Annotated in this window: 10 protein-coding genes; 9 read left to right on the plus strand and 1 reads right to left on the minus strand. The window is 63.2% G+C overall.

Annotation, left to right across the window (positions count from 1 at the left end):
- The first annotated feature begins 21 nt into the window (after positions 1 to 21).
- Together gdhA and HMPREF2912_RS03795 are read left to right on the plus strand one after the other, a co-directional pair.
- Positions 22 to 1,368, plus strand: coding sequence for an NADP-specific glutamate dehydrogenase (gene gdhA, locus HMPREF2912_RS03790; protein ID WP_070533237.1), 1,347 nt, complete (start codon positions 22 to 24; stop codon positions 1,366 to 1,368).
- A gap of 115 nt (positions 1,369 to 1,483) precedes the next feature.
- Positions 1,484 to 2,230 carry a DivIVA domain-containing protein gene (locus tag HMPREF2912_RS03795; protein WP_070519973.1) on the plus strand — a complete coding sequence of 249 codons (747 nt, stop codon included), beginning with the start codon at positions 1,484 to 1,486 and terminating at the stop codon, positions 2,228 to 2,230.
- A gap of 29 nt (positions 2,231 to 2,259) precedes the next feature.
- On the opposite strand, the gene HMPREF2912_RS03800 is transcribed toward HMPREF2912_RS03795, so the two are convergent.
- Positions 2,260 to 2,898 (minus strand): hypothetical protein, encoded by a 639-nt coding sequence (locus tag HMPREF2912_RS03800; protein ID WP_232755531.1) that lies wholly within the window; start codon positions 2,896 to 2,898, stop codon positions 2,260 to 2,262.
- A gap of 133 nt (positions 2,899 to 3,031) precedes the next feature.
- On the opposite strand from HMPREF2912_RS03800, the gene HMPREF2912_RS03805 reads away from it, so the two are divergent.
- From HMPREF2912_RS03805 to ftsY, 7 genes are all read left to right on the plus strand, one after another.
- On the plus strand, positions 3,032 to 3,571 hold the full coding sequence (locus HMPREF2912_RS03805) for a YceD family protein (RefSeq protein WP_070519975.1): 540 nt from the start codon (positions 3,032 to 3,034) through the stop codon (positions 3,569 to 3,571).
- On the plus strand, positions 3,568 to 4,338 hold the full coding sequence (gene rnc / locus HMPREF2912_RS03810) for a ribonuclease III (protein WP_070519978.1): 771 nt from the start codon (positions 3,568 to 3,570) through the stop codon (positions 4,336 to 4,338). Before HMPREF2912_RS03805 ends, rnc begins: the two co-directional genes overlap by 4 nt.
- Positions 4,339 to 4,352: 14 nt before the next feature.
- Positions 4,353 to 5,186 carry a bifunctional DNA-formamidopyrimidine glycosylase/DNA-(apurinic or apyrimidinic site) lyase gene (gene mutM / locus HMPREF2912_RS03815; RefSeq protein WP_070519980.1) on the plus strand — a complete coding sequence of 278 codons (834 nt, stop codon included), beginning with the start codon at positions 4,353 to 4,355 and terminating at the stop codon, positions 5,184 to 5,186.
- Between the two features lie 49 nt (positions 5,187 to 5,235).
- Positions 5,236 to 6,762 (plus strand): alanine/glycine:cation symporter family protein, encoded by a 1,527-nt coding sequence (locus HMPREF2912_RS03820; RefSeq protein ID WP_070519982.1) that lies wholly within the window; start codon positions 5,236 to 5,238, stop codon positions 6,760 to 6,762.
- On the plus strand, positions 6,763 to 7,071 hold the full coding sequence (locus HMPREF2912_RS03825; protein WP_070519984.1) for an acylphosphatase: 309 nt from the start codon (positions 6,763 to 6,765) through the stop codon (positions 7,069 to 7,071).
- Positions 7,072 to 7,081: 10 nt separating this feature from the next.
- On the plus strand, positions 7,082 to 10,585 hold the full coding sequence (gene smc, locus HMPREF2912_RS03830) for a chromosome segregation protein SMC (RefSeq protein WP_070683289.1): 3,504 nt from the start codon (positions 7,082 to 7,084) through the stop codon (positions 10,583 to 10,585).
- Between the two features lie 74 nt (positions 10,586 to 10,659).
- Positions 10,660 to 12,576, plus strand: coding sequence for a signal recognition particle-docking protein FtsY (ftsY, locus tag HMPREF2912_RS03835; RefSeq protein WP_070683291.1), 1,917 nt, complete (start codon positions 10,660 to 10,662; stop codon positions 12,574 to 12,576).
- The last annotated feature ends 159 nt before the right edge of the window (positions 12,577 to 12,735 follow it).

Below are 12,735 nucleotides of genomic sequence, written 5' to 3' on the forward strand. Positions count from 1 at the left end.
GTGCCGAATGAAAGGATTGCCATGTCCATCGACCAGCAAATCTCCGACTATTACAGCAAGCTTCTCAAGCGCAATGCTGGTGAACCGGAATTCCACCAGGCGCTCGCTGAGGTCCTGGATTCCCTCAAGATCGTCCTCAACAAGGACCCTCACTACGCTGATTATGGCTTGGTCGAGCGGCTGTGCGAACCCGAGCGCCAGCTCATCTTCCGTGTCCCGTGGGTGGATGACAACGGCCAGATTCAGGTCAACCGCGGCTTCCGCGTGCAATTCAACTCGGCCCTCGGCCCGTACAAGGGCGGCCTGCGCTTCCACCCGAGCGTGAACCTGGGCATCATCAAGTTCCTTGGCTTCGAGCAGATTTTTAAGAACTCGCTGACCGGCCTTCCCATCGGCGGCGGCAAAGGCGGTTCTGACTTCGACCCGAAGGGCAAGTCCGAAGCCGAGGTCATGCGCTTTTGCCAGTCCTTCATGACGGAGCTGCACAACCACATCGGTGAGTACCGCGATGTGCCGGCCGGCGATATCGGCGTGGGCGGCCGCGAAATCGGATTCCTGTTTGGCCAGTACCGCCGCTTAGAAAACAAGCACGAGTCCGGGGTCCTCACGGGCAAGGGGCTGACCTGGGGTGGCTCCCTCGTGCGCACTGAGGCCACCGGTTACGGCCTGGTGTATCTGACCTCGGAGATGATGAAGACCCACGGCGAGTCCTTCGACGGCGCCAAAGTCATTGTTTCCGGCTCCGGCAACGTTGCTATCTACGCCGCCGAGAAGGTTCAGCAGCTCGGCGGAACCGTCGTGGCGATGTCCGATTCCTCCGGCTACATCACGACGCCGAACGGCGTGGACTTGGAGCTGCTCAAAGACATCAAGGAAGTACGCCGCGAGCGCATCTCTACCTACGCCGGCGAGGCTGGCGCGGGCGTGGAGTACCACGAGGGCGGCAACGTATGGGAGGTCAGCGCCGACGTTGCCCTGCCGTGTGCGACCCAAAACGAGCTCGACGGCGATGACGCCAAGCTCCTGGTAAAGAACCACATCCGCTACGTTGCTGAGGGTGCAAACATGCCGTGTACCCCGGAAGCCGCGCACTACTTCGGGGAGAGCGGAATCGCCTTCGCGCCGGGCAAGGCCGCGAATGCGGGCGGTGTGGCAACCTCCGCGCTGGAGATGCAGCAGAACGCATCCCGCGACTCCTGGTCCTTCGAGTACACCGACCAGCGCCTGCATGAGATCATGTCCAATATCTTCCGCAACATCGACAAGACCTCCAAGGAATACGGCCTGGAAGGTGACTACGTGGCGGGCGCCAACATTGCCGGCTTCAAGAAGGTGGCCGACGCCATGCTGGCCCAAGGCGTAATCTAGCCGTTTCCTTATCTCTGTATCCGTGCTTAACCTCCTCGCTTGCCGGGGAGGTTTTCGCCATTTCTTCCCGCGTGGGATACGTCGCAGTGCGCGTGCGCTTGGATAGGCTGGTGCCATGTACCGCGTATTTGAGTCCCTCGATGAACTTGTTCGCAATCTGGAACAGGCCTATGCCGTTCCCATGACCTCCAACTGCATGGTTCCGCGCCACGAAATGCTGGCGCTTCTCGACGATCTCCGCAACGCCCTCCCCGTGGAAATGGATGACGCCCAGGACGTCCTAGACAAGCAGGACGAGATCCTCCAGGGTGCTGAGGAGCGCGCGGAGCAGATTATTTCTGAGGCCACCGCCGAGGCCGATGACACCGTTGCCCGTGCGCGTGAGGACTCAGATGCCATGCTTGCCGACGCCCAACACCGCGCCACTACCTTAGTGGCCCAGGCGGAAGATGAGGCCACCAACCTCGTAGAGAACGCACGCTCCGACGCCGAGCGCACCCGCGCCCAGGCGGATGAGGAATACCAGCGCGCCGTAGCCGCCGGCCAAGCCGAGCAGGACCGCTTGGTCTCCGAATCCGAGGTTGTGCGCCGCGCCGACGACGAGGCACACCGCATTGTGGAGACCGCCCACTCCGAATCTAACCGCCTGCGCACCGAGTGCGATGAATTCGTTGACGCCAAGCTCGGGGAGTTTGAGACCACCTTGTCCGACCTCTTGCGTACCGTCAACAACGATCGCTCCGCGCTGCGGCGGGGCGCCGGCGTGCGTTCCCGCGGTGAATCACATGGTGAGGGACGAAGCGCTGTGCGCGAGACCCGGGAGCCTGTGCGCCGTGCGCCGCGTGCGCCCCGTGATTACTAAGCCGAATTGTTGAATTAAGGTGCGGGCAACTACCTAGTGGTGACGCTTCGGCGTAGCCGAAGCGAGGTCGAGTGAAGCGAGGTAGAGTCCTGCGCCGCAGCGCGCGCCTGTTCCGCGCGGCGAATCCGGGCGGCTTCCTTGGCCGGCATGGTGCTTAAGGCTGCGGCCAATCCCGCGGCGACGAGGCCCGGCAGTGCATAAAGCACCCACATAATGCCGAAGTCCGTGCCCGTGGTGTGAGGCTCGGGGATGGGGCCCCAGGCGGCGTCGACAAGCAACAGCACCACATCGACCGCACCGACGGTCAGCATCATCACACCAATCCCCATGCCGGCGGCAGAAAAGGACTCGCGCGCGCTCCACGCGATGAGCGCGGCACACAGCGAGAACAGCGCCGATGAGAGTATGACGATAGGCCCAAAATGCAGGGGAAGAAAGGACACCGCGCCCACGGCCAATCCCGCAAGGGCGCTGGCGAGGGCCGCGCGGTGCAGGGAGAGGCCGGCATCGCCGAAAATGCTGGGGCGGACTCGCGTGATGAGGTGGCGGCAGGTCACTCCTACGACGGTCAGGACCACGGCGGGGACAAGGCACTGCAAGGGAAAGCTGAGCGCGAGTTCACGTGCCGTGGCGCCCAGAGACGCCGTGTCGGTCGCGGTGTAGCTCATGGAGTTTTAGGCTAAAAGCCACAGGCGAAAGAATCGAGCCTTGTGGGCAAGCGCTTAAGCGGCTATGACCCAACATTCAGGCCCTTGCCAGTCTAGGGCGCGTGGGTCAGCACAGGGTAAGCTGGTGGGCGTTATGAAATCACCATTGAAGTTCGACGTGACGGAATTGCTCCGCAGCCAAGGAGCTGAAGCGCTGCCTGAGCACCGCGTGCAAACCGGACCCGCCCCCGAGCGCATCGGCGTGGAAATGATCGGCATCCCGGAAGGTGCTGAGGTTAAGGTGGACGCCACCTTGACGCCGTTGGGCTCCGGCGTGTTGGTGGACGCTGATATCACCGGCACCCTCAGCGGCGAATGCGCACGCTGCTTAGCTGAGCTACATCCAGCACTAGATCTCCACGTATCCCAGGTTTTCTCCGCGGATGAGTCCTTCATCAGCGGAGATGAAACAGAGGAAGAGGATCGCGGTTCCGGCGATGAGATCCCCGAGATTGAGGACGGTGTCCTTGACCTCCTGCAGACCGTGATCGATGAGGCAGGTTTGGTGCTTCCTTTCGCGCCGACGTGTGAGGATGGCTGTGAAGTAGATGTTCCCGAAGGCGTGACCACGGGGGTCTCCGGGGAAGAAGAGCGCGTCGATCCGCGGTGGTCTGGGTTGGAGAAATTCCTATGAGCAAGAAGAAGAAACTCACCGGCGAGCAGGCACTTGCCGTAGCATTCGCGGAGGTAGACCACGGTCCGCTGCTCAAGGCACTCGGCGTGGAGCTCAACGATGAGCTGCTGTGCTTGGCGCTGACGCACCGTTCCTTTGCCAACGAGAACGGTCACCTGCCCAACAATGAGCGTCTGGAGTTCCTCGGGGACGCGGTCTTAGGCTTGTCCATCGCGGCCAAGCTCTACGAAAAGTTCCCATCGCGCCCCGAATCCGACATCTCTAAGATGCGCGCTTCCATTGTTTCGCGCTACGGCTTGTCTGACGTAGCCCGTGAAATCGGGGTGGGTCAACACGTCCTGTTGGGCAAGGGTGAGCAATCTACCGGCGGCCGTGACAAGGACTCCATCTTGGCCGATACCACCGAGGCCATCTTGGGGGCCATCTACCGCCAGCATGGTTTCGAAGTCGCCCGCGGGGTGGTGCTGCGGCTGTTTGCCGCCAAGGTTGAGAACGCCGTGGTATCCGGCCGCCACATGGACTGGAAGACGACCTTGCAGGAGCTGTGCGCCGAGCTGAAGGCAGCGATGCCGGTGTATTCGGCCACCTCGACTGGCCCCGAGCACGATCAGACCTTTAATGCCGTTGCCACGGTGGCCGGTTTGACCGTGGGTAGGGGAACGGGACACAACAAGAAGCTTGCGGAGCAGCAGGCGGCGGAAGAAGCCTGCCAGGCGCTGCGTGAGACTCCGTTACTGGTGCAGGGCACCGCCGGCAAAGAGAACTAACCCACGAGGACTCTATGCCGGAGCTGCCTGAAGTTGAGTCCGTCCGCCGCGGGCTCGAGCCCTACGTCGTGGGGCGTTCCTTCGCGGCGGTCGATGTCCTCCACCCGCGCGCCAATCGCAAGCAGGAGGCACCGCTGTCCGCGCTGCTCGTGGGCAGGAGGATCGCCGCCGTGGCGCGCCGCGGCAAGTTCATGTGGCTGGAGTTCGCCGACGAGGACCGCACTGATCCTGCCCGCGATGTGCTCTTTATCCACCTCGGAATGTCGGGGCAGGTGCGGATCGGTGAGGTGGATTCACCCCACGTGCGCATCGCCGCCGTGCTTGGCGACGCCACCCGCATCAGCTTCGTCGACCAGCGCACTTTTGGCTATTGGCACCTCGGCCCGTGGCTCACCATGGCGCATATCGCGCCCGATCCCCTCGAAGCAGACTTCGACCTTATTGCGGCGGGCAGGCGCCTGCGCGCAAAACGTACGGCGGTGAAAGTTGCCCTGCTGGATCAAACTGTGCTCAGCGGAGTGGGCAATATCTATGCGGATGAGGCGCTGTGGGCGGCCCAGATTTCTCCGCTGAAGAAGGCCAGCGCCCTGCGGCAGCGCGATGCCGTCGCGGTGATTTCCGCAGCCGCCGACGTCATGCGCTCCGCCCTTGAGGTTGGCGGGACCAGCTTTGACGCGCTGTACGTCAACGTCAACGGCGAATCCGGGTACTTTGACCGTTCCTTGCACGCCTATGGGCGGGGCGGGCAGCCCTGTGATCGCTGCGGCGAAGACATCGTGAAAACCGTGTTGGGCGGGCGCGGTACCCACTATTGCCCGTCCTGTCAGCGCCGTGGGGTGGGGAAGTAGTCAGGCTCCAACTAGGCCGATGGCGGGGGTTGTCACTAGTGTGTAACGTATGCAAGAAATCTTCAGCACCGTGATCGGTGTCATTAACGACAGCCTGTGGTCCTATGTCCTGCCATGGCTGCTTATCGCTGCTGGCCTTTACTTCGGTATCCGCACCGCTTTGGTGCAGGTCCGCATGGTGCCGGATATGTTCAAAGCGGTCGTCGAAAAGCCCAAGGGGGTCGGCGTCGATGAGGACGCCGATTACGGCGGTATTTCTGCCTTCAAGGCGTTCACCATCTCGGCGGCGTCGCGTGTGGGCACCGGCAACGTCGCGGGTGTGGCCGTAGCAATTTCTGTGGGCGGGCCCGGCGCGGTGTTCTGGATGTGGCTCATCGCCATCCTGGGTGGCGCAACTGCGTTCGTGGAGTCCACGCTGGCCCAGCTGTGGAAGGTCCGCGAGGGGGATACCTACCGCGGCGGCCCGGCCTACTACATGTCCCGCGGTCTGGGCTGGAAGCCCTTGGCAACCATTTTCTCCGTCGCCATCGCCATTACTTTTGGTTGGTTTTACAACGCTTTCCAGACCAACGCTATCTCTGATTCCTTGGCGGCCTCCTTCGGACAGGATTCCGGTGCCTTCAAGGCGGGCGTGGGTATTGCCGTCGTTGCCGTAGCTGGCCTCATCATTATCGGTGGTGTTCAGCGCATTGCCTCGATGACCCAGTTCATCGTGCCGTTTATGGCCGGTGCGTACCTCATCATGGGCTTCATCGTGGTGGTGCTTAACTTTGACAAGGTGCCGGACATGTTCGTCTCCATCGTCGGCTCTGCCTTCGGCTTCCGTGAGGCTGCTGGCGCGACACTGGGCATGGCCATGCTGAAGGGCATCCAGCGCGGTCTGTTCTCCAACGAGGCCGGCGAAGGTTCGGCGCCGAACGCGGCAGCAACGGCGACGGTCTCCCACCCCGTGAAGCAGGGCCTTGTGCAGACCCTCGGCGTGTACTTTGACACCTTGGTGGTGTGTACGATTACCGCCTTCATCATTTTGCTGGGTACTGATTTCGAAAGCTTTGGTTCCGACGCGATTGAGGGCGTGACCCTGACCCAGAACGCGCTGTCCAATGTGGTCGGCGAGTGGGGCATCCACTTCGTCACGTTCATCCTGTTCTTCTTGGCATTCTCCTCGATTCTGGGTAACTACTACCTTGCAGAGTCCAACGTGGAGTACCTCTCCGGGAAGAAGTGGGTGCTGTGGGCCTTCCGCCTCATCGTGTTGGCCTTCGTCTTCTACGGTGCGGTGGCCCCGCTGGGCACCGTGTTCGACCTGGCGGATACGGGTGCCGCCATCATGGTGCTGCTCAATGTGTGCGCCATCGTGCCGCTGTGCGGCGTGGCCATCAAGCTGCTGAAGAACTACAACGAGCAGCGCCGCAAGGGCCTGGATCCCGTCTTCCACCGTGATATGCTGCCGGAACTGCAGAACGTCGAGTGCTGGGATGGTACCGATCCTGTGACGCGCCGCAGCGCGGAAGACCGCCGCCGTCTCGATCACGAATTCGACCTGAGCGACCGCACAAACTTGAGGGAGTACTAGATGGCAGACACGGCAGCAGCCTCTGCGGGTCATGAACGCCTCACAGCTTTCGTCCTTGGCCACGTCCAAGGCGTGGGCTTTCGCTGGTGGACGCGTTCCCGGGCCCTCGAACTAGGGCTGGCTGGGCACGCGACGAACCTTCAGGACGGACGCGTCCAGGTGGTTGCTGAAGGCCCGCGAGCTGACTGCGAGAAGCTGCTGTCCTTGCTGCGCGAAGAACCATCAACCACGCGCCGCCCGGGCGCTGTGAACGCCGTGGTGGAGCAGTGGGCCGCACCGCGCGGTGAGTCGGGCTTTATCGAGCGCTAAACTAAGTCGAATGCACCTCAAATCGCTCACGCTCAAGGGATTCAAGTCTTTTGCGTCCGCGACGAACCTGAAATTCGAGCCCGGTATCTGTGCCGTGGTGGGCCCGAATGGCTCGGGTAAATCTAACGTCGTCGACGCACTGGCGTGGGTCATGGGTGAAGGCAGCGCCAAGACGCTGCGCGGCGGCAAGATGCAGGACGTCATCTTTGCCGGCGCCGGTGAGCGCAAGGCCCTTGGCCGCGCTGAGGTCACACTGACCATCGATAACTCCGATGGCGCATTGCCCATCGAGTACTCGGAGGTCTCCGTCACCCGCCGCATGTACCGGGATGGCGCGAGCGAGTATGAGATCAATGGGTCAAAGGCCCGCCTCATGGATATCCAAGAGCTGCTGTCGGATTCCGGCATTGGCCGCGAGATGCACATCATCGTGGGCCAAGGAAAACTGGCGGAGATCCTGGAGTCCCGACCAGAAGATCGTCGCGCTTATATTGAGGAAGCTGCGGGCGTGCTCAAGCACCGCCGCCGCAAGGAAAAGGCGCAGCGCAAGCTCACGGGCATGCAGGCCAACCTGGACCGCCTGCAAGACCTGACCGATGAGCTGGGAAAACAGCTCAAGCCGCTGGCCCGCCAGGCGGAGGCCGCCCAACGCGCAGCCACTGTGCAAGCGGATTTGCGCGATGCTCGCCTGCGCCTCGCCGGTGACCGTGTGGTCAGGTTGCGTGCCACGTTCGAGGATGCCGAGAAACGCGCTGTGGTGCTCGCCGAGCAGGTCGAGGTAGTCACGGCGCAGCTGGAAGAGGCCACGGAAATTCAGCTCGAGGTAGAGGCCGAGTTGGGGGATGTCACTCCGCGCGCGGAGGCCGCGCAGAAGTTGTGGTTCGAGCTATCGACGCTGAGCGAACGCATCTCTGCCACGCAGCGTATTGCGGCCGAGCGCGCCAGCAACGTCGGATCCCAGGTGGCCTATGCCGGCCAGGATCCGGAGGAGCTGGAGGCGCGCGCCCGGCGTGCCGACGAGGAGCACGACGAGCTGCTGGCCGCTGCCGAAGAAGCGGCGGAGCGCTTGGAATCGATCCGGGAGGAAGTGGCTGAGCGCCGGGAAGCCTTCGAGGCCGCGGACAAGGAGCACATGGCGCAGCTGCGCGCCATTGCGGATCGCCGCGAAGGCGTGGTCCGCCTCATCGCGGCCGAGGAAAACCTGGCGGGTCAGGTAAGCTCCGCGGAATCTGAGTTGGCGCGCCAGGAAGAAACCCTGGCGAACACGAAAGCGCGCACCAGGGGAGCGCAGGCGGAGGCCGATGAGGTAGCGGACAAACTAGAGCACCTGGCTGCCGAGCGTGAGCCGCTGGAAGAAGCGCACGTGCGCGCGGCCAGCGAGTCCGCCGCGGCCGATAAACGCTTGGAGCAGCTGCGCGATGCCCAGCGGGAGCGCGAGCGCACCGTGTACAGCCTGCGAGCCAGGATCGATACGCTGGGCCAGACCGCTCCGGAAGCGCTCGAGCTGGGGGAGGGTTTTAAGCCTCTCGCGGAGTTCATCTCTACGCGTTATGAAACGGCCGTCGCGGCGGCACTCGGTTCCTTCGCGGAGGCGCAGGCCGGCGCGGTGAGTGGGGACATCGTGGGTGATCTCGCTGAGGCGAGCCGCACTCCGTTGATCGACGTCTCCACGGAACCTACCGGTTCAGCCTGGCGCCTTGATGCGGACTTGCCCTCCGGTGCTAGCTGGTTGCTCGACCAGATGGTCTTGGTCCCGGAAGTATCGGCGGCGGTGACACGGTTGCTCTCCGACGTCGTTCTGGTGGATGACTATGCCGCGGCCCGCGAGCTCATTGCTGAAGATCCGCGCCTGCGGGCCGTCACCGCCGAGGGCTTGCTGGTTGGTGAAGGCTGGGTCGAGGCCGGAACTGGTGCCGTCTCCACGGTCGAGGTGAGCGGCCAGATTACAGAAGCCGAGCAACAGTTGGAAACCGCCACCCACGAGCTGGAGGAGCTATCAGGCACGCTGGAAGGCGCGAAGCTAGCCGCCGATGATGCCCGGGTAGGCGCGGCGAGCGCTAAGGCCGCGCTGCGCGAGCACGATCACGAGCTCGAGGCGTGGAAGCGCGACCACCAGCGCTTGCTCAAACAGTACGAGGCAAACAAGGCTGAGCACGAAAAGGCCGCCGCCCGCGCCACGGATATCGAGGTGCAGCTGGCCCGCCTGCGCAAAGAACTGGCGGAGGCTCGTGACCGCTTGTCGCGCGTGGACGCTGATGAGCAAGCGGATGAACCTTCCTCGGTGGAACGCGATGCAGCCTCGGCCGCCCTTGAACAGGTCAAAGCCATGGAGGTAGAGGCTCAACTGGCGGCCCGCAGCGCGGAGGAAAAAGTAGGCCAGGCAGCCGGCAAGGGAGAGGCCCTGCGGCGCCAAGCCCAACATGAGCGCCAGGCCAAGGCACGCCACGATCAGGCGATGGCCCGCCGGCAGGCGCAGGCGCGGTTGGCAGGGGCCGTCGACAAGCATGCCCAGGACCTAGCCGCCCGCACCACCCAGGCACTTGAGCGCGCAGCTGAGGAACGCGATGAGCTAGTGACCCAGCGCGGCGTGCTGCAGGGGCGTGCGCAGTCGGCGAAGCAGGCGGTCTCCGCGACCCGTCAGCAGCTTGATCGCCTGACCGATTCCGCGCACAACTCGGAGATTACCCGCAGCCAGGCACAGGTGCGCGTGGATGAGGCCGAGGGCAAGATCGTGGAGCAGCTGGGCATTGCGATCCCCGACCTGCTCAAGGACTACACGCCGGGCGAGGACTTCGATCGCTCCGCCGAGACCAAGCGGTTGAAGCAGGCCGAGAAGGACCTCAACTCCTTGGGCAAGGTGAACCCGCTGGCCTTGGAAGAGTACAAGGCGCTGGAGGAGCGCTATAGCTTCCTGTCCACGCAGCTTGATGACGTGATTCAGGCGCGCAAGGATTTGGCCGGAGTCATTGAGGACGTTGACGCGCAGATCTTGCAGCTGTTCACGGATGCCTGGCACGACGTGGAGGCGGAGTTCCCCAAGGTTTTCCAAACACTCTTCCCCGGCGGCGAGGGCCGGCTCATCCTTACTGAGCCAGATGACATGCTGGCCACCGGCATCGAGGTGGAGGCCCGCCCGCCGGGCAAGAAGGTCAAGCGCCTGACGCTGCTGTCGGGCGGCGAGAAGTCGCTGACCGCGCTGGCGATGCTCGTGGCTATTTTCCGCGCGCGCCCCTCGCCGTTCTACGTCATGGATGAGGTGGAGGCCGCGCTGGACGACGTCAACCTGCGCCGCCTCATCGCCCTCTTCGAGGAATTGCGCAAGGATTCTCAGCTCATCGTCATCACTCACCAGAAGCCGACGATGGACGTGGCCAACGTCCTTTACGGCGTGACGATGCGCGGTGATGGTGTCACGCGCGTGATTTCACAGCGCATGACCCGTGCGGGTGAGGCGCCGGGCACGGCTCAGGCGGCGGAGGACGCCACGCGCCTTGGTGTGGACGCTCCGCGCTAACGGCGCGGTGCCAGACCGAGGCTTTCGCCCTCCTCATCGTGCCGGGCGCGAACAACCCTGGCACTATGGAGGGCATGAATACTACTTTTCTGTGGATTGCGATAGCAGTCATCGTCCTGATTCTGCTGGTGGTCTTGTTCATCGTCCTGGGCAAGAAGCGCGGCGAGTCGAAGAAGGTCTCCTTCGAAAAGCCCGCGGAGGAGCCGAAGGAGCTGACCCAGCAGCAGAAGTCCGGCAACTACCAGGCCAAGTCTGGTTTTAATTTTGCCCCGGCTGGCGGCGGCGCTACCAAGGAGCCTGTGCCTGCGGCTAAAACTGAGAAGCCCGCACCGGCTGAGCCCAAAGCTCAGCCGCAAGCGGAGAAGAAGTCTGAGCAGCGTGATGCCACCGAGTTAGCGAACGCTCAGCTCAAGGGTGAAGAGGAGACACCGAAGGCAGCGAAGCCTGCGGCGGAACCGACGCCTGAGGCAGAGTCGAAGCCTAAGGCAGAGCAGAAACCTGAGGCAGAGCCCAAGCCGGAACCTGTTGCAGACGCGAAGCCGGTGAGCGCGCCGGAACCGGCTGCACAGAAGGAGCCGGCAAAGGAAGAAGAAGAGAAAGATTCTTCCGCTGGCCTAGCCGCTGCAGGAGCTGCGGGCGTTGCTGCCGCTGGTACTGCTGCTTCCGGCGCCGCTGCCGTTGAGAAGGACGAAGAGGACACAGAGGAAGTTGTCCCGGCCACCGAACCGGAGACTGCTGAACCGGAGCCGGTAGTTGAAGCCCCGAAGGTAGAAGAGGAGACTCCGGAAGAACCTGAGGTTCCGGCTGAGGAGGAGCCTTCTGCTCAGTCTGAAGCCGAAGAAGAGGTAGCGGAAGAGGTAGAAGTACAGCCTGAACCAGAAGCGCAGCCCGAGCCAGAAGCACCGGCCGAGCCAGAGGAAACTGAAGCAGAGGAAGCCGCTGCGGCGGCGGGGGCGCAGGCGGCGTCGGCAAGCGCGGCGCTCGAGGCTGAGCCCGAGGAGCTGGAAGTTTCCGAGGACGCCGAGGTCGTTGAGGCCCCGGCAGCCCAGCCGCAGGAGGACATCGCACCGGCCGCCGGCCGCTTGGGCAAGCTGCGTGGACGCCTGTCCCGCTCGCAGAACGCCATCGGCCAAGGCCTCATGGGTATTCTTTCCGCTGGTGATCTGGATGATGATGCCTGGGAAGAGATCGAAGACACCCTCATCATGGCTGATCTGGGCACCAAGTCCACGATGAAAGTCACCGACTCCCTGCGCGAGAAGATCGCTGAACGCGGCGTGAGCTCCGAGGCGGAGGCACGCGCCATGCTGCGAGAGGCCCTCATCGAGGTTGGACATCCGGAGATGGACCGCTCTATCAAGGCCATGCCGAACGATGGCAAGCCCGCAGTCATCATGGTCGTTGGCGTCAACGGCACCGGCAAGACCACCACGACCGGCAAGCTCGCGCGCGTGCTCGTGGCGATGGGCCACAACGTTTTGCTCGGCGCTGCGGATACCTTCCGCGCCGCGGCCGCGGATCAGCTCGAGACCTGGGGCCGCCGCGTAGGCGCATCGACGGTGCGCGGCAAGGAAGGCGCGGACCCGGCCTCCGTGGCCTTCGATGCCGTCGCCGCTGGTGTGGACCAGGGCGTGGACGTGGTTCTCATCGATACCGCTGGGCGTCTGCACACCTCCGTTGACCTCATGGACCAGCTGGGCAAGGTCAAGCGCGTGGTGGAGAAGAAGACCGAAGTCGACGAGGTCCTGCTCGTCCTGGACGCGACGGTGGGGCAGAACGGCCTGACGCAGGCGCGCATCTTCCGCGACGTTGTCGACATCACCGGTGTTGTCCTGACCAAGCTCGATGGCACGGCAAAGGGTGGCATTGTCTTCCAGGTTCAGGAAGAACTGGGTGTACCGGTCAAGCTCGTGGGCCTCGGCGAAGGAGCCGATGACCTCGCTCCGTTTGAGGTTGAGGGATTCGTCGATGCCTTGCTGGGGGAGAAGTAAGACCTTATAGATCCCTGGGCTATACCTAAGTTCTTTCGAGACGCAGCGCCTCCATTGTGAGGCGCTTTCGTCGTCTCCGTCCCATTAAAGATGTGCTTTGGGGGAGGTCACAATGGTAGTCTAGGATAGTCCTGTCTATGTGAGGCTGAGTTTTCAGCC

The organism is Corynebacterium sp. HMSC056E09 (genome assembly GCF_001813425.1).
GTDB lineage: Bacteria > Actinomycetota > Actinomycetes > Mycobacteriales > Mycobacteriaceae > Corynebacterium > Corynebacterium hesseae.